The sequence below is a fragment of the Kitasatospora sp. NPDC005751 genome (assembly GCF_040630835.1).
Lineage (GTDB): Bacteria > Actinomycetota > Actinomycetes > Streptomycetales > Streptomycetaceae > Kitasatospora.
In genome coordinates, this window is the sequence record NZ_JBEXYC010000022.1 from 15197 (window position 1) to 32020 (window position 16824).

General features: G+C 71.1%; 17 protein-coding genes. All 17 read left to right on the top strand.

Features of this window, described 5'->3' with window-relative positions; genetic code table 11:
* The first annotated feature begins 227 nt into the window (after positions 1-227).
* The 17 genes from arc (at position 228) to ABZ497_RS20700 (ending at position 16813) form a co-directional block, all read left to right on the top strand.
* Complete coding sequence (gene arc, locus ABZ497_RS20620) at positions 228-1994, top strand: proteasome ATPase (protein WP_329486934.1); 1767 nt, start codon at positions 228-230, stop codon at positions 1992-1994.
* Between the two features lie 229 nt (positions 1995-2223).
* Positions 2224-3735: a depupylase/deamidase Dop gene (dop, locus tag ABZ497_RS20625; protein WP_359807198.1), complete on the top strand. Its 1512-nt coding sequence runs from the start codon at positions 2224-2226 to the stop codon at positions 3733-3735.
* A gap of 173 nt (positions 3736-3908) precedes the next feature.
* Positions 3909-4127, top strand: a complete 219-nt coding sequence (locus ABZ497_RS20630) for a ubiquitin-like protein Pup (protein ID WP_329486932.1) — start codon at positions 3909-3911, stop codon at positions 4125-4127.
* Positions 4128-4288: 161 nt separating this feature from the next.
* Entirely contained in the window at positions 4289-5131 is an 843-nt protein-coding gene (gene prcB, locus ABZ497_RS20635; RefSeq protein WP_329486931.1) for a proteasome subunit beta, read from the top strand.
* A gap of 30 nt (positions 5132-5161) precedes the next feature.
* Positions 5162-5977 (top strand): proteasome subunit alpha, encoded by an 816-nt coding sequence (gene prcA / locus ABZ497_RS20640; RefSeq protein ID WP_359807203.1) that lies wholly within the window; start codon positions 5162-5164, stop codon positions 5975-5977.
* A 273-nt stretch (positions 5978-6250) separates the two neighbouring features.
* Positions 6251-7612, top strand: a complete 1362-nt coding sequence (gene pafA, locus ABZ497_RS20645) for a Pup--protein ligase (RefSeq protein ID WP_329486929.1) — start codon at positions 6251-6253, stop codon at positions 7610-7612.
* Between the two features lie 126 nt (positions 7613-7738).
* Complete coding sequence (locus tag ABZ497_RS20650) at positions 7739-8725, top strand: FKBP-type peptidyl-prolyl cis-trans isomerase (protein WP_329486928.1); 987 nt, start codon at positions 7739-7741, stop codon at positions 8723-8725.
* 241 nt (positions 8726-8966) lie between these two features.
* The gene (locus ABZ497_RS20655; protein ID WP_329486927.1) at positions 8967-10286 is read left to right on the top strand and encodes an FKBP-type peptidyl-prolyl cis-trans isomerase; all 1320 of its coding nucleotides are present in this window, start codon (positions 8967-8969) and stop codon (positions 10284-10286) included.
* A gap of 161 nt (positions 10287-10447) precedes the next feature.
* Positions 10448-10822, top strand: coding sequence for an FKBP-type peptidyl-prolyl cis-trans isomerase (locus tag ABZ497_RS20660; protein ID WP_329486926.1), 375 nt, complete (start codon positions 10448-10450; stop codon positions 10820-10822).
* Between the two features lie 169 nt (positions 10823-10991).
* Positions 10992-12008 (top strand): WYL domain-containing protein, encoded by a 1017-nt coding sequence (locus tag ABZ497_RS20665; RefSeq protein ID WP_329486925.1) that lies wholly within the window; start codon positions 10992-10994, stop codon positions 12006-12008.
* The gene (locus tag ABZ497_RS20670) at positions 12005-12961 is read left to right on the top strand and encodes a WYL domain-containing protein (RefSeq protein WP_359807207.1); all 957 of its coding nucleotides are present in this window, start codon (positions 12005-12007) and stop codon (positions 12959-12961) included. Before ABZ497_RS20665 ends, ABZ497_RS20670 begins: the two co-directional genes overlap by 4 nt.
* A gap of 3 nt (positions 12962-12964) precedes the next feature.
* Positions 12965-13255: a hypothetical protein gene (locus ABZ497_RS20675; protein WP_329486923.1), complete on the top strand. Its 291-nt coding sequence runs from the start codon at positions 12965-12967 to the stop codon at positions 13253-13255.
* Between the two features lie 10 nt (positions 13256-13265).
* On the top strand, positions 13266-13442 hold the full coding sequence (locus ABZ497_RS20680; protein WP_329486922.1) for a hypothetical protein: 177 nt from the start codon (positions 13266-13268) through the stop codon (positions 13440-13442).
* 233 nt (positions 13443-13675) lie between these two features.
* Entirely contained in the window at positions 13676-13975 is a 300-nt protein-coding gene (gene tatA / locus ABZ497_RS20685) for a Sec-independent protein translocase subunit TatA (RefSeq protein ID WP_359807212.1), read from the top strand.
* A 90-nt stretch (positions 13976-14065) separates the two neighbouring features.
* Positions 14066-15007: a twin-arginine translocase subunit TatC gene (gene tatC / locus ABZ497_RS20690; protein WP_359807215.1), complete on the top strand. Its 942-nt coding sequence runs from the start codon at positions 14066-14068 to the stop codon at positions 15005-15007.
* Positions 15008-15202: 195 nt separating this feature from the next.
* Complete coding sequence (locus ABZ497_RS20695; protein WP_359807217.1) at positions 15203-16366, top strand: FAD-binding oxidoreductase; 1164 nt, start codon at positions 15203-15205, stop codon at positions 16364-16366.
* 102 nt (positions 16367-16468) lie between these two features.
* Positions 16469-16813 carry a (2Fe-2S)-binding protein gene (locus ABZ497_RS20700; RefSeq protein ID WP_329486918.1) on the top strand — a complete coding sequence of 115 codons (345 nt, stop codon included), beginning with the start codon at positions 16469-16471 and terminating at the stop codon, positions 16811-16813.
* The last annotated feature ends 11 nt before the right edge of the window (positions 16814-16824 follow it).

A 16824-nucleotide genomic window follows, 5' to 3' on the forward strand; every position in this document is an offset into this window, starting at 1 on the left:
TACAACGATCTGACCGCGACCCTCGGTCGCGATCGGATATCGACTCGTTCGACGATACATCTGGTCGGCTTTGGGTGGTGCGCGCTGGGTATCCCCTAAGCAGAGGGGAAGCACGCGAGGGCGAAGATCGGACACGCCCGTTCCATCTTTCTTGATCTAGGGGTTTACGGACCCCTGGTCCCAGGTAGGGTCTGGAAGCGTCCAGCTCCCCGGAGGAGGTGAGGACCGTGGCAGCCCACGATGACGACTACAACCGCAGCACCGGCCGGCCCGCTCGTGGTTCCGACGAGGCCGCTCAGGTCTCGTACCTTGAGCAGGAAATCGCCGTGCTGCGCCGCAAGCTCGCCGACTCGCCGCGCAATTCGAGAATCCTCGAAGAGCGGATCGTCGAGCTCCAGACCAACCTGGCCGGCGTGTCCGCCCAGAACGAACGGCTCGCCTCCACCCTGCGAGAGGCCCGCGACCAGATCGTGGCCCTCAAGGAGGAAGTGGACCGGCTGGCACAGCCCCCGGCCGGATTCGGCACCTTCCTCAGCCAGAACGAGGACGGCACCGCCGACATCTTCACCGGGGGGCGCAAGCTCCGCGTGAACGTCAGCCCCAACGTCGACCTCGACGAGCTGCGGCGCGGCCAGGAGGTGATGCTCAACGAGGCCCTCAACATCGTGGACGCGATGGCCTTCGAGCGCATCGGCGACATCGTCACCCTCAAGGAGGTCCTGGAGGACGGCGAACGCGCCCTGGTCATCGGCCACACCGACGAGGAGCGGGTGGTGCGCCTCGCCGAACCGCTGCGCGAGCTCACCATCCGGGCGGGGGACGCCCTGCTGCTCGAACCCCGCTCGGGCTACGTCTACGAGGTCGTGCCCAAGTCCGAGGTCGAGGAGCTCGTCCTCGAAGAGGTCCCCGACATCGACTACCGCCAGATCGGCGGCCTCAGCAACCAGATCGAGCAGATCCGCGACGCGGTCGAGCTGCCCTACCTGCACGCCGAGCTCTTCAAGGAGTACGAGCTGCGCCCGCCCAAGGGCGTCCTGCTCTACGGCCCGCCCGGCTGCGGCAAGACGCTGATCGCCAAGGCGGTGGCCAACTCGCTCGCCAAGAAGGTCGCCGAGGTCACCGGCCGGCCCCAGGGCAAGAGCTACTTCCTCAACATCAAGGGTCCCGAGCTCCTCAACAAGTACGTCGGCGAGACCGAGCGGCAGATCCGCCTGGTCTTCCAGCGGGCCCGGGAGAAGGCGAGCGAGGGCACCCCCGTCATCGTCTTCTTCGACGAGATGGAGTCGCTCTTCCGCACCCGCGGTTCGGGCGTCAGCTCGGACGTGGAGAACACCATCGTCCCCCAGCTCCTCGCCGAGATCGACGGCGTGGAGGGCCTGGAGAACGTCATCGTCATCGGCGCCTCGAACCGCGAGGACATGATCGACCCGGCGATCCTGCGGCCCGGCCGCCTGGACGTCAAGATCAAGATCGAGCGCCCGGACGCCGAGGCCGCGAAGGACATCTTCTCCAAGTACCTCAAGGGCTCGCTGCCGTTCCACCCGGACGACCTCAAGGAGCACGACGGCTCCGTCGAGGCCACCGTGGTGGCGATGATCCAGGCGGTCGTCGAGCGGATGTACACCGAGACCGAGGAGAACCGCTTCCTGGAGGTCACCTACGCCAACGGTGACAAGGAGGTCCTGTACTTCAAGGACTTCAACTCCGGCGCGATGATCCAGAACATCGTCGACCGTGCGAAGAAGATGGCCATCAAGGACTTCCTCGACCACGGCCAGCGCGGTCTGCGCGTCTCCCACCTGCTCGCCGCCTGCGTGGACGAGTTCAAGGAGAACGAGGACCTGCCCAACACCACCAACCCGGACGACTGGGCCCGGATCTCCGGCAAGAAGGGCGAGCGGATCGTCTTCATCCGCACGCTCGTCACCGGCAAGCAGGGCGCCGAGTCCGGCCGCTCCATCGACACCGTCGCCAACACCGGGCAGTACCTGTAACCGCACCACTCCGGGCCGCCGGCAGCGGACCCCGGACCAGCACGCACCCCGTCCGGCTGTGGCGCCTCGCGGCCCCGCAGCCGGACGGCGCGTCTCGGGGCCCGCCTGTCGGTGCCGCGTTCTAGGCTCGACCCACCGTTCGCGGGCACACGGCCCGCGTCGGTGTTGTTCAGCGGTACGTCAGCGTGTTCCGCCCGTGGGGGGCGGTACACCGGGCAAGGAGGGCCGCATGACCGTACGGCGCGTGATGGGCATCGAGACCGAGTACGGGATCTCCGTACCCGGGCACCCCAACGCCAACGCCATGCTCACCTCGTCCCAGATCGTCAACGCGTACGCGGCGGCGATGCACCGGGCACGGCGGGCCCGTTGGGACTTCGAGGAGGAGAATCCGCTGCGCGACGCCCGGGGCTTCGACCTCGCGCGCGACGTGGCGGACGCCAGCCAGCTGACCGACGAGGACATCGGCCTCGCGAACATCATCCTCACCAACGGCGCGCGGTTCTACGTGGACCACGCGCACCCCGAGTACAGCTCGCCCGAGGTGACCAACCCGCGCGACGCCGTGCTCTGGGACAAGGCCGGCGAGCGGGTCATGGCGGCCGCCGCCCAGCGCGCCCTGGAACTGCCCAACGGGCAGACGATCCACCTGTACAAGAACAACACCGACAACAAGGGCGCCTCCTACGGCACCCACGAGAACTACCTGATGAAGCGGGCGACGCCGTTCGCCGACATCGTCCGCCACCTCACCCCGTTCTTCGTCTCCCGCCAGGTGGTCACCGGCGCCGGCCGCGTCGGCATCGGCCAGGACGGCTCGGCGAACGGCTTCCAGATCAGCCAGCGCGCCGACTACTTCGAGGTCGAGGTCGGCCTGGAGACGACGCTCAAGCGGCCGATCATCAACACCCGCGACGAACCGCACGCCGACGCCGAGAAGTACCGCCGGCTGCACGTGATCATCGGGGACGCCAACCTCTCCGAGATCTCCACCTACCTCAAGCTCGGGACCACCTCCCTGGTACTGGCGATGATCGAGGACTCCTTCATCGCCGCCGACCTCGCCGTCGACCAGCCGGTGCGCACCCTGCACCGGATCTCCCACGACCCGTCGCTGAAGCACCTCATCACGCTGCGCAACGGGCGCCGGCTCACCGCCGTCCAGCTCCAGCTGGAGTACTTCGAGCTGGCCCGCAAGTACGTCGAGGACCGCTTCGGCACCGACGCCGACGAGCAGACGGTGGACGTCCTGGCGCGCTGGGAGGACGTGCTGGGGCGGCTGGAGCGCGATCCGATGTCGCTCTCCCGGCAGCTGGACTGGATCGCCAAGCGGGAGATCCTGGAGGGCTACCGCAGCCGCGACGCGCTGGAGTGGGACAACTCCCGGCTGCACCTGGTCGACCTGCAGTACAGCGACGTACGGCCCGAGAAGGGCCTCTACAACCGCCTGGTGGCCCGTGGGCGGTTCGAGCGGCTGCTGACCGACGAGGAGGTCGAGCGGGCCGTCTCCAAGCCTCCGGAGGACACCAGGGCCTATTTCCGCGGGCGCTGTCTGGAGCAGTACGCGGACCACGTGGCAGCCGCCTCGTGGGACTCGGTGATCTTCGACCTGCCCGGCCGCGACTCGCTCCAGCGGGTCCCGACGCTGGAGCCGCTGCGCGGCACCCGCAACCACGTCAAGGAGCTGCTGGACCGCTGCCGCACGGCCGAGGACCTGCTCCGGGTGCTGGCCGGCGGGTAACTTTTCGATCACCACGGGTGAACGTCCGCCGAATGGGAATCATCCGGGGTGACAGCGGGTGTTGGACAGGAAGCGCCACGGCAAACCGGAAGCGGTAGCCGCGCCCTGTGTATAGGGTCGGTGCAGCAAGCAGCGACCAAACCGTGCCAGACAGATCGAGCGGGGTGAGGGAAATGGCGAGCAAGGACACCGACGGCGGCCAGCAGCGGGCGAACCGCTCCTCCGAGGAGGTCGAGGAGCAGGCCGCGGAAGCGCAGAATTCCGACGACCTCAAGGAGCGCCAGGAAAAGCTCGGCGACGACGTCGACGCGGTTCTCGACGAAATCGACGAGGTCCTCGAGTCGAATGCCGAGGATTTTGTACGCCAATTCGTGCAAAAGGGCGGCGAGTAGCCCCGTTCGGGCATTCAGGGAATTCACGGTCGCGACCGCCGAGGGCGGACGGGCGGCAACGGCCGCCCGTCCGCCCCGGTCCGGCCCACCACGCATGGACGGTGATCGTCGGCGGGTAGGGTGCGGGCAGCGTGCGCTTCAAGCTACCTGGAAGGAATCGTGTGGAAGCCAACACTCGTGGCACCGGGCGTCTACCGGCTGCCTTCCTGACCCCGGGGTCCTCGTCGTTCCTCGACTTCCTGGCCGACCACCAGCCGGAGCTGATTCCCGGGCGCCGCGAGCTGCCCATGGGAGCGGTCGTCGAGGCCCCGCACGGGACGACGATCGTCGCGGCGGTGTTCGACGGCGGTGTGGTCATCGCCGGTGACCGCCGGGCGACCATGGGCAACGTGATCGCCCAGCGTGACATCGAGAAGGTCTTCCCGGCCGACGAGTACAGCGCGGTGGGCATCGCCGGCACCGCCGGCCTCGCCGTCGAGATGGTCCGGCTGTTCCAGCTGGAGCTGGAGCACTACGAGAAGATCGAGGGCACCGTGCTCTCGCTGGAGGGCAAGGCCAACCGCCTCACCACCATGATCCGGGGCAACCTCGGCATGGCGATGCAGGGCCTCGCGGTCGTCCCGCTCTTCGCCGGTTACGACCTCGACCTCGGTCGCGGCCGGATCTTCACCTACGACGTCACCGGCGGCCGCTCCGAGGAGCGCGGGTTCGCCGCCACCGGCTCCGGCTCGGTGTTCGCCCGCGGCTCGATGAAGAAGCTCTACCGCGCGGACCTGACCGCCGAGCAGGCCGCCACCCTGGTCGTCCAGGCGCTCTACGACGCGGCCGACGACGACTCCGCCACCGGCGGTCCGGACCTCGCCCGGAAGATCTTCCCGATCGTCTCGCTGATCACCGAGGACGGCTTCCGCCGGCTCACCGAGGCCGAGGTCTCCGCGATCGCCGTCTCGATCACCGACGAGCGCCTGATCCGCCCCAACGGCCCGCAGGCCCCGCTGCTCTAGCCACACCTACCAAGGAAGGGACGACCGCCGGTGTCGACACCGTTCTACGTCTCGCCCCAGCAGGCCATGGCGGACCGCGCGGAGTACGCCCGCAAGGGCATCGCGCGTGGTCGCAGCGTGGTCGTGCTCACCTACGCCGACGGCATCGTCTTCGTCGCGGAGAACACCTCGCGGGCGCTCCACAAGGTCTCCGAGATCTACGACAAGATCGCCTTCGCGGCGGTCGGCCGCTACAACGAGTTCGAGAACCTGCGGATCGGCGGCGTCCGCTACGCCGACCTGCGCGGCTACTCCTACGACCGGGCCGACGTCACCGCCCGGGGCCTGGCCAACGTCTACGCCCAGACGCTCGGCACCATCTTCTCCTCGGTCGGCGAGAAGCCGTACGAGGTCGAGCTGATCGTGGCCGAGGTCGGCCGCACCCCGGACGAGGACCAGATCTACCGGCTCACCCCGGACGGCTCGGTCGTCGACGAGAAGAACTACGTGGTGGTCGGCGGCAACGCCGACTCGATCGGCAACTACCTGGGCCAGCGGCACCGCAGCGGGCTGTCCCTGACCGACGCGATCAAGGTCGCGGTGGACTCGCTCGCCCGGGACCCGAACGGCGGCTCCCCGCGGACCATGACCCCCGAGCAGCTGGAGGTGGCGGTCCTGGACCGCCAGCGCTTCCAGCAGCGCAAGTTCAAGCGCATCCTGGGTGGCCAGCTCGCCCGGCTGCTCGACGGAGACGAGTCCGCCGAGGCGGACGAGGACGAGAAGCCGGCGGCCAAGCCGGCGGCCAAGCCGCCGGCCGACCGGGCGGACGCGTCGGACGTGCCGGACGTGCCGGACCAGTCCGACTAGCAGTGCGGAGGAGTCCCGTACGGCGGCCGTCACCCGCCGCCGTACGGGCCCCCTCCGGTGGCCCACGCAGAGAACGGACGCCTCGTGACTCCTCCCCAGCGGTCGAGACCGTGGGGCTCCACGCCGACCTGACGGCCGGCGCCCCCGGACGAGCCCTGCCCGTTGCCGAAGCAGGGGATCGGCCTACAAGGCCAGCTGCGGCCCGAGCCGCAGAGTTCAGGATCCCGATCCGCGCACCGGCCGAAACCGGTGATTCCTTCGAGAGAAGGTGCCATGGACCGTCGAATTTTCGGGCTGGAGAACGAGTACGGCGTCACCTGCACGTTCCGGGGTCAGCGACGGCTGTCACCGGACGAGGTGGCGCGCTACCTCTTCCGCCGCGTTGTCTCCTGGGGCCGCAGCAGCAACGTGTTCCTGCGCAACGGAGCCCGCCTCTACCTCGACGTGGGCTCCCACCCCGAGTACGCCACTCCCGAGTGCGACGACGTCGTCGAGCTGGTGACGCACGACAAGGCGGGCGAGCGCATCCTCGAAGGGCTGCTGGTGGACGCCGAACGGCGGCTGCACGAGGAGGGCATCGCGGGGGACGTCTACCTGTTCAAGAACAACACCGACTCGGCCGGAAACTCCTACGGCTGCCACGAGAACTACCTGGTGGCCCGGCACGGCGAGTTCTCCCGGCTGGCCGACGTACTGATCCCGTTCCTGGTGACCCGCCAGCTGATCTGCGGCGCCGGCAAGGTGCTGCAGACCCCGCGCGGCGCGGTGTTCTGCGTCAGCCAGCGCGCCGAGCACATCTGGGAGGGCGTCAGCTCCGCGACCACCCGCTCCCGCCCGATCATCAACACCCGCGACGAGCCGCACGCCGACGCCGAGCGCTACCGCCGGCTGCACGTCATCGTCGGCGACTCCAACATGTCCGAGACCACCACGCTGCTCAAGGTCGGCGCCACCGACCTGGTGCTCCGGCTGATCGAGGCCGGCGTGGTGATGCGCGACCTCACCCTGGAGAACCCGATCCGGGCGATCCGCGAGGTCAGCCACGACCTCACCGGCACCCACCAGGTCCGGCTCGCCAACGGCCGGGAGGCCAGCGCGCTGGACATCCAGGAGGAGTACTACAGCAAGGCGCTGGAGTTCGCCGACCGCAAGGGCATCAACACCGGCACCATCGCCCTGGTGCTGGACCTCTGGGGCCGCACCCTGGAGGCGATCCGCACCGACCGGCTGGACGGGGTGGCCACCGAGATCGACTGGATCATGAAGTACAAGCTCATCGAGCGCTACCGCGAGAAGCACCAGATGAGCATGTCCAACCCGCGGGTGGCCCAGATCGACCTCGCGTACCACGACATCCACCGTCGGCGCGGCCTGTTCTACCTGCTCCAGGGCAAGGGCCAGGCGAAGCGGATGACCACCGACCTCAAGACCTTCGAGGCCAAGTCCGTGCCGCCGCAGACCACCCGGGCCCGGCTGCGCGGCGACTTCATCCGCCGGGCGCAGGAGCAGCGCCGGGACTTCACGGTCGACTGGGTGCACCTGAAGCTGAACGACCAGGCCCAGCGGACGGTGCTCTGCAAGGACCCGTTCCGTTCGGTGGACGAGCGAGTGGAGAAGCTGATCGCGGGCATGTGAGGGCCCGTCCCGATGTGATCTTTGCGGTGTCCGGCCCCGGTGGTGTCTACCGGGGCCGGACGACGTCGGGGAATACGCTGTCCGTCGAGTCCGGAGAACCGACTTTGACCGACAGTTAGGAACGCCGTGCGCCGCACCGCCGGTTTGCTTCTCACCCTGCCCCTGCTGTTGGCGGTCGCCTGCAGCAGCTCCACCAAGGCGACCAGCCCGGCGACGCCCACGGCGTCCAGCGCGGCCCCCACGGTGCCCGCGCCGGTGAACGAGGCCTCGCCGATGCCGACCCTGTCGGGCGGCGGGTTCGGGAGCAAGGCCACCATCACCATCCCGGACGGCGCGCCGAGCGGTCAGTTCGTGGTGAACACCGTCAGTGAGGGCGACCGCTCCACGGTCAACAAGGGCGACTGGGTGACGGTGAACTACTCGGCGAAGGACTGGACGACGGGCAAGGACCTGCCCAGCTCCTACGACGAGGGCGGCAAGCCGCAGCTGTACCAGGCGGGCAGCGGGCAGCTGGTGCCCGCCTTCGACCAGAGCGTGATCGGCAAGAAGGTCGGCAGCCGGCTGCTGGTGGTGGCCCCGCCGGCCGCGGCGTTCGGCACCCAGGGCAACAACCAGCTCGGGGTGGCGCCGGGCGACACCGTGGTGTTCGTGCTGGACATCATGGAGAGCCTGCCGCAGGACTCCACGCTCTCCGGCACGATGACCCAGCCGCCGGCGAACCTCCCGCAGGTGAAGGACAACGGCAAGGCCGCTGTGACGATCACCATCCCGCCCGGCCAGGCCGCGCCCACCGACCTCCAGCAGGCCGTGCTGATCAAGGGCGAGGGCAAGCCGGTGAAGTCCGGCCAGACCCTGGTCGTGCAGTACACCGGGGTGCTCTGGAGCAACGGCCAGCAGTTCGACTCGTCCTGGAGCCACGGCGGCGCGCAGGCGCTGCAGATCGGCACCGGCAGCGTGATCGAGGGCTGGGACAAGGGGCTGGTCGGCCAGACCGTCGGCAGCCGGGTGGAGCTGGTGGTGCCGCCGGCCCTCGGGTACAAGGACCAGGCGCAGGGCTCCGTCCCGCCGAACTCGACGCTGGTCTTCGTGATCGACATCCTTGAGGCGGTCTGACCGGGCGCCCCGGCCGGCGCTGGGTGCCGGCAGACCCTAGGAAGTGACGGGTGGGGTCCGTACGCTTGGGCGGGCGCTCGCACACGGAAGCGTCCGCCCTCATCCTGACCTGTCATACTGCCCTCGCACTGTGGTAGGCGCCGTCGGCGTCCGGGTCCCGGGCGGCAGTGCGACAGCACTCCGGCGCTCACCACGCCGGCCGAAGACCTCGAAGACCTCGTGGCGAGATGGATGGGGAGTCATGTCTGAGAAAGCGTCGAGCCCGGGCGGGGCCGGCACCGCGAACGGAAACTCCGCCGGTGACCCGGCCGACTCGCGGCCCGGTGGCCCGTTGCCCGGCGACGGTGAGTCGATCGTCGTCCCGCCGTCGATCCTGAAGCACTCGCCCGGCTGGGTGCGGCCGGACGAGGCCCAGGCGAAGCGGGCCGCGGGCGGGACGAAGACCGACGAGGCCCCGCAGATCTTCGCCTCGAACGTGCGCCGCCAGGACACCTCGGAGGCCGGGTACGACGAGAACCCGCCCGGGGTCGGCAGGCTGGGCGTGGTGCTCGGCACCGTGCTGGCCCTGCTGCTGGTCGGCAGCGGCATCACGCTGTACGTGGTGAACCGCGACGGCGGGTCCAAGTCGGACACCACCACGCAGGCCGACGCGGCCAAGTCCGCGCCGCCGACGCCGTCCGCCGAGCCGGTGCCGCCGATCAAGGACACCGCCAAGGTGCTGCCGACCATCACCGGCGAGTTCGGCAAGAAGGCCGGCATCGAGGTGCCCGGCGACCAGGCCGACGGCAGCTTCGTGGTCAAGGTCCTCTCCGAGGGCACCGGCCCCAAGGTCGAGAAGAACTCCTGGACCTCGGTCGACTACACCGCCAAGGACTGGACGACGGGCAAGGACATCCCGAGCTCGTACGACGACGCGGGCAAGCCGCAGATCTTCCAGGCCGGCACCGACGCGCTGATCCCGGCGCTCGACCAGGCCGTGGTCGGCAAGAAGGCCGGCAGCCGGGTGCTCGTGGTGGCCCCGCCGGCCGCCGCGTTCGGCGCGCAGGGCAACCCGAACATGTCGATCGGGGCCAAGGACAACCTGGTCTTCGTCATCGACATCCGCAACAGCAACGCGCCCGACGCGGTGCTCAGCGGCACCGTGACCCCGCCGCCCGCGGACTTCCCGCAGGTGAAGGACAACGGCAAGAAGCCGGCCGACATCACCCCGGTCCCCGGCGCCGCCGACCCGACCGAGCTGAAGTCGCACGTCCTGATCAAGGGCACCGGCCCGAAGGTGGAGAAGGGCGAGAAGGTCGTCGTCCAGTACACCGGCGCGCTGTTCAAGGACGGCAAGGTCTTCGACTCCTCGCTGAGCAAGGGCCAGGCGTTCTCGTTCCCGGTCGGTGGCGGCCAGGTCATCGCGGGCTGGGACCAGGGTCTGGAGGGCCAGACCGTGGGCAGCCGCGTCGAGCTGGTCATCCCCGCCTCGCTGGGTTACAAGGACCAGGCGCAGGGCGACATCCCGGCCAACTCCACCCTGGTGTTCGTCGTCGACATTCTCGATGCGGGTCAGGGCTGATCCACTTTCGGGTGACAATGGTGGGTGTGTGACCTTCGGGACCGGCCGCGTGGCCGAGCCCGCACGGGCGGCGGGCGCCCGTACCGTGGTCCGGGTAACGGACCGGGTACGGGTGCCCGCCGCCTGGTCATGAACCGAACCAACCGCGAGAAGAGGCAGATGTGAGCAACAAGACGAAGCCGGAGATCGACTTCCCGGGCGGCGACGCGCCCACCGAGCTGCAGATCCGCGACATCGAGGTCGGCACCGGCGAGGAGGCCAAGCCGGGCCAGGTCGTCGAGGTGCACTACGTCGGTGTCACGTTCGAGTCCGGTGAGGAGTTCGACGCCAGCTGGAACCGCGGCAGCAGCTTCAAGTTCCCGCTCGGCGCCGGCCGCGTCATCAAGGGCTGGGACCAGGGCGTCGTCGGCATGAAGGTCGGCGGCCGCCGCGAGCTGGTCATCCCGGCGCACCTGGCGTACGGCAACCAGTCGCCGTCCCCGCTCATCCCGGCGGGCTCGACCCTGATCTTCGTCGTCGACCTGCTGGGCGTCTGAGCCGGTCGTGACCGAGGGCCGCACCCCCACCCCGGGGGTGCGGCCCTCGCGCGTTCGCGGACTCGGCTTTTGCAGTGCGTACCGCTACCGGTACGGTCGGTCCCGCCGGGTCGACCACTGCCCGGCGGGCGCACCCCGCGCGCGGCGCGGCACACCGGAAGGGTCAGCGATGGCGATCGCCAAGGCAGAGCGGCTGATGAATCTCGCCCTGTGCCTGATGAACACCAGACGTCCGCTCTCCAAGAAGGAGCTGCGGGAATCCATCGAGGCGTACCGCGAGGCCTGGCAGAACAGCAGCGAGGACGCCTTCAACCGGATGTTCGAGCGGGACAAGGACGACCTGCGCGAACTCGGTCTGGTCATCGACGTCGACGAGAACGCCCTGGACGGCGAGCTCGGCTACCTGGCCCGCGCCGACCGCAACCGGCTCCCGGAGATCGCCCTCGACGCCGAGGAGGCCGCCGCGCTCACCCTCGCCGCCCGGGTCTGGCAGCAGGCCAAGATGTCCGGCGCGGCCAGCGGCGCCCTGCAGAAGCTGCGCGCCGCCGGCGTCCCGTTCACCGAGACCGAGAGCCGCAGCGCCCTCGAACCGCGCATCCCCGCCCGGGAGGCCGCGTTCGAACCGCTGCTCACCGCCGCCCGCGACCGCCGCCCGGTCACCTTCGAGTACCGCAAGGCCGGCGCCGCCGCCGCCGAGCAGCGCACCGTGGAGCCCTGGGCGCTGGAGTGCTGGCGCGGCCACTGGTACCTGGCGGGCTGGGACCGCGACCGCTCCGATGCCCGGGTCTTCCGGCTCAGCCGGATCACCGGCAAGGTCCGCACCCGCTCCGGGGCGTTCCTCGGCACCGTCCCCGAGCACGTCGACGTCCGCGCCACGGTCGCCAAGTTCGCCGGTGAGGGCGCCACCGCGACGGCGGTCGTCAGGGTCCGCCGCGGTGCCGGCTTCCCGCTGCGCACCAAGGCGCTGAGCACCCGGCCGCAGTCCGCGGCCGACGAGGGCTGGGACGAGCTGGAGATCCCGTACGGCAACGGGCTCGGCGCCGACCTCGCCGAGTTCGGGCCGGACGTGCTGGTGATCGGCCCCGAGGAGTTGCGCGCCGACGTGATCGAGCGGCTGCGCGCGGTGGCCGGGGCGGGTGGCGCCGAGGGCGCCGCGGTGGAGAGTGCTGAAGGAGTGCGGGCATGAGCAACGCGATCGACCAGACCCGGCGGATGCTCTCGCTGGTCACCTACCTGCGCGAGCGGCCCGGCGCCGAGGTCGCCGAGGTGGCCCGGGCCTTCGGGATCACCGAGCGCGAGCTGATCGGCGACCTCAACGTGCTGCCGATGTGCGGCACCAGCTTCCGCGGCGGTGACCTGCTCGACATCGACACCGACGGCGAGCGGATCTGGTGGCACAACGTCGACGACGTCGCCCAGCCGCTGCGGCTGGCCGCGGACGAGGCGACCGCGCTGCTGGTCGCCGCCCGCGCGGTGGCGGGCCTGCCCGGTCTGCGGGCCGGTGACCGGGAGGCGCTCACCCGGGCCGTCGCCAAGATCGAGAACGCCGCCGGGGACAGCGCCGAGGGCAGCGCCCGGGTCGGTGTCACCTTCGAGGCGGAGAGCCACGTCTTCGCGGACATCGACCGTGCGCTGAGCGAGGGCCGGCGGCTCTGGCTGCGGTACTACTCGCACGGGCGCGGCGGCATGACCGAGCGCGAGGTCGACCCGATCCGGCTGCTCACCGAGGGCCACACCTACCTGGAGGCCTGGTGCCGGACCTCCGAGGACCACCGGATGTTCCGGCTCGACCGGGTCGCCGAGATCAAGGTGCTGGACATCCCCTCCGACCCGCCCAAGCGGGAGCCGCGCGACCTCTCGGGCGGGCTGGTCAACCCGTCCGCGACCGACCCCGAGGTGGTGGTCGAGGTGTCCTCCGGCGGGCGCTGGGTGGCCGAGTACTACACCCACGACCGGGCCGAGGAACTGCCCGACGGCGGGCTGCGGATCACCCTGCGCAGCGCCGACCCGTCCCAGCTGCGCCCGCTGGCGCTGCGGCTCGGCCGGGACGGGCGGATCGTCTCGCCGCCGGCGCTCGCCGAGCAGGCGCGGTCGGCGGCGCTGGAGGCGCTGGTCGGCTACGGGGAGGGGCAGGTCTGAGCCGTGGAGCCGGGTACCAGATTCAAGGTCTACTGCTCGGAGTGCCGGGAGAAGGTGGAGCTGCCCGCCGAGGAGTTCCGCCTCACGCTGGGCCGGACGCCGGCCCAGGCGCACTACAGCTTCGGCTGCCCGCTCTGCGGCGCCTCGGTCCGTAAGCAGGCGGGGGAGAAGATCGTGTCGGCGCTGACCGGCGCCGGGGTGCGGACGATGCGTCTCGTCCCGGCCGGGGGGCCGGGTGCGGCGGGGGCCGTCCTGCCGTCGGGCGGGACGGGTCGGGCCGAAGCCGGCGGATAGGGTGGGGGCCATGTCCTGGATGCTCGTCGCCGCCGTCCTGCTCGCCACCGCCGGTCTGCTGGTCCTCGGTGTCCTCGCGATCCGGCTCTGGCTGGACGTGCGGACGCTGGCCAAGGGAGTGGACACCGCCTCCCGGGCGCTGGCCGAGGCGGCCGGCGACCTCGCCGCGGCGGTTCCGGGCCGCTGAGCGGCCGACCGGCCCGGGCGGGCGGCCGGTAACGGTTGACCGTCGCGAGGACTTCGGGGGTACGGGGGCTGCTGCCCGGAGGTTCGGGCGGGTTACGCTCTCAGCAGGCTCCTGAAGTGCGACGGGGGCCGCTGTCCTGTTCGGGCGGCCGTCGTCAGGGCGTCACTCGCAGCGGTTACCATCCCCGCAGCGGTGGCCTGCCGGTGTGCCGCCATGACTGAAGGTGGTCGAACATGCGGATCTCGCCGACCGCGATCCTGGTGATCGTGGTTCTTGCCATTCTGCTCTTCGGCGCCAAGCGGCTGCCCGACCTGGCGCGCTCGCTCGGCCAGTCCATGCGGATCCTGAAGAGCGAGACCAAGGCGATGCGTTCGGACGGTGCGGCGGACGAGAGCGCGCCGCCCCAGCCGGCGCCCGCCGTCGCGGCCGACCCCGCGAAGACGATCCAGGCCGCGCCGGGGGCGTCCGGGACGGCCCGGCCGGTGGCCGACCAGCCCACCGGGACGGGAACGGACGGTGGCGGCCCGCGTTGAGCGGTCCGCGGCGCACGTGGTGCACGTGACGCAAGCGACTACTGAGGCCCGTCGACCGGCGGGGCTCGACGCACGAGTTGAGGACCGGGGTTGAGCAAGCTCTCGAAGGCGTCGAAGACGTCCAAGGATCCTGAGGGGCGGATGGCCCTCGCCGACCACCTGCGGGAACTGCGGAACCGGGTGGTCAAGTCGGTCCTGGCGATCGTGGTCATCACGATCGTCGCTGCGATCTACCACAAGCAGCTCGAGGACTTCCTGCTGAAGCCGCTGCCGCACTGCACCGTGGAGACCGCCGACCAGTACCACGGCAAGTGTGCCCAGGTCTCCAACATCGGTCTGACCGCCGGTTTCACCTGGATGCTCAAGGTGTCGCTGACGGCCGGTGTGGTCGCGGCCGTGCCGGTCTGGCTCTACCAGGTCTGGGCCTTCGTCGCGCCGGGTCTGCACCGGCACGAGAAGAAGTACACGATCATCTTCATGGCCTGCGGGGCGCCGCTGTTCCTGGCCGGCGTGACCTGCGCCATCCTGGTGCTGCCGACCACGGTCGACGTACTGATCTCGTTCACCCCGAACAACACCACGCCGATCCTGCCGCCCGAGGACTACCTCGACATCGCGACCCGGATGGTGCTGGTCTTCGGCCTCGCCTTCGAGTTCCCGCTGCTGCTGGTGATGCTGAACATGGTCGGCATGGTCACCGGCAAGCGGCTGCTCGGGTGGTGGCGCGGCATGGTGCTGGGGATCACCGTCTTCGCCGCCTTCGCGACGCCGAGCGCCGAGCCCGTCAGCATGCTGGTGCTGGCCGCGCCGATCTGGGCGCTGTACTTCGTCGCGGTCGCGATCGCCATCGTGAACGACCGGCGCAAGGCCCGTCGCAACCCGGACCTCGGGCTGGACGACGAGGAGGCCTCGCACCTGGACCTCTCGGTGCAGCCGGTGGAGGGCACGGAGGCCGTCGAGGCCTCCGGCGCGCCGGTGATCCCGGCGCCGGTGCCGGCCGCCCGGCACGAGCAGATGGACGACATCACGTGATGGGGTGACCCGCCTCGAAAGACCCCGGCCCCGCCGTTCCCCGGTGGGGCCGGGGTCTTTCGCATGGGCCCCGTCGTCGGGGAAGCCGCCGGTGGGGCCCATGCACGGGGGTTCCGGGGCCGGCCTCTCGGCCCGGAGCCGACCGGTCGGCGGGGCGCTCTTGGCAGGCACGATGGCATGTGACATATTACTGCGGTGTCCACGCCTCAGAGACCTCCCCTGGATGTCGTCGTGGTCGGCGCCGGCGTGGTCGGTGCCGCCTGCGCCTACTACGCCGCCCGCGCCGGGCTCGCCGTCGCCGTCATCGACCGGGGCCCGGTCGCCGGTGGCACCACCGGCGCCGGTGAGGGCAATCTGCTGGTCTCCGACAAGGAGCCCGGGCCGGAACTCGACCTCGCGCTGCTGTCCACCCGGCTCTGGCGCGAGCTCGCCGAGGAGCTCGGCGCCGCCGTCGAGTACGAGCCCAAGGGCGGGCTGGTGGTCGCCGACACCCCGGCCCGCCAGGACGCCCTGCGCGCCTTCGCCGCCGAGCAGGGGACGGTCGGCGTCACCGCCGAGGAGATCCCCGGCGAGCGGCTGCGCGAACTCGAACCGCACCTCGCCCCCGGGCTGGCCGGCGGGTTCCGCTACCCCCAGGACGCCCAGGTCCAGCCCGCCCTGGCCGCCGCGCACCTGCTGCGCGCCGCCCGCCGCGCGGGCGCGGTCCTGCACACCGGCGAGACCGTCCGGGCGGTGACCACCGGGCCGGACGGCGCCGTACGCGGCGTCGTCACCGACCGGCGCCGGCTGGCGGCGCCGGCCGTGATCAACGCCGCCGGCACCTGGGGCGGCGAGCTGGCCGCGCTGGCCGGCGTGCACCTGCCGGTGCTGCCCCGCCGGGGCTTCGTCCTGGTGACCGAGCCGCTGCCGCGGATCGTCCGGCGCAAGGTCTACGCGGCCGACTACGTCGCGGACGTGGCCAGCGGTTCGGCCGCATTGCAGACCTCGGCGGTGGTCGAGGGCACCCCCGGCGGTCCGGTGCTGATCGGCGCCAGCCGGGAGCGGGTCGGCTTCGACCGGACCCTCTCGGTGGAGGTGCTGCACCGGCTCGCCGCGCAGGCCGCCGCGCTCTTCCCGGTGCTCGCCGACGTCAGCGTGGTCCGCGCCTACCGGGGGTTCCGCCCGTACCTGCCGGACCACCTGCCCGCGATCGGCGCCGACCCGAGGGTGCCGGGGCTCCATCACGCCTGCGGCCACGAAGGGGCGGGCATCGGGCTCGCCCCGGCGACCGGGCTGCTGATCAGCGAGCAGCTCACCGGCAAGCGGCCGGAGCTGGACCTCGCGCCGTTCCGGGCGGACCGCTTCCCGGCCGGGGCGTGAGCCCGTCCGCGGACGGACGGGCGCACGGGCTCAGGGATGGACGGGCCGGGTGGGGCGGCCGCGCGGCGCAGGACCGCGCGGGCGGATCAGAGGAACTTCGGAATGGAGAACGCGCGGATGAACCCGCCGATGCGACGCCGGACCCCGGCCGCGCTGGTCGGGGCGGAGCCGGGGCCCGCCCACACCATCGACTTCGACGGCCGGCCGGTGCCGGCCCTGCCCGGCCAGTCGATCGCCGCCGCGCTCTGGGCGGACGGCGTGCTGGCCTGGCGCACCACCCGGGTCGGCGGCAGGCCGCGCGGGGCGTTCTGCGGGATCGGCGCCTGCTTCGACTGCCTGGCCGTCGTGGACGGCCGCCCCAACCAGCGCACCTGTCTGGTGCCGGCCGAGCCCGGTACCGTCGTCACCACCCAGGAGGGCAACGGCCGTGCCGACCTCGCCGTCTGAACCGTCCGAAG

Bases quoted from the DNA above. Each gene is read 5' to 3' on its own strand.
- dop (WP_359807198.1), top strand. From the start codon at position 2,224: ATGACCGTACGGCGCGTGATGGGCATCGAGACCGAGTACGGGATCTCC.
- ABZ497_RS20630 (WP_329486932.1), top strand. From the start codon at position 3,909: ATGGCGAGCAAGGACACCGACGGCGGCCAGCAGCGGGCGAACCGCTCC.
- pafA (WP_329486929.1), top strand. From the start codon at position 6,251: ATGGACCGTCGAATTTTCGGGCTGGAGAACGAGTACGGCGTCACCTGC.
- ABZ497_RS20655 (WP_329486927.1), top strand. From the start codon at position 8,967: ATGTCTGAGAAAGCGTCGAGCCCGGGCGGGGCCGGCACCGCGAACGGA.
- ABZ497_RS20665 (WP_329486925.1), top strand. From the start codon at position 10,992: ATGGCGATCGCCAAGGCAGAGCGGCTGATGAATCTCGCCCTGTGCCTG.
- ABZ497_RS20670 (WP_359807207.1), top strand. From the start codon at position 12,005: ATGAGCAACGCGATCGACCAGACCCGGCGGATGCTCTCGCTGGTCACC.
- ABZ497_RS20680 (WP_329486922.1), top strand. From the start codon at position 13,266: ATGTCCTGGATGCTCGTCGCCGCCGTCCTGCTCGCCACCGCCGGTCTG.
- tatA (WP_359807212.1), top strand. From the start codon at position 13,676: ATGCGGATCTCGCCGACCGCGATCCTGGTGATCGTGGTTCTTGCCATT.
- ABZ497_RS20700 (WP_329486918.1), top strand. From the start codon at position 16,469: ATGGAGAACGCGCGGATGAACCCGCCGATGCGACGCCGGACCCCGGCC.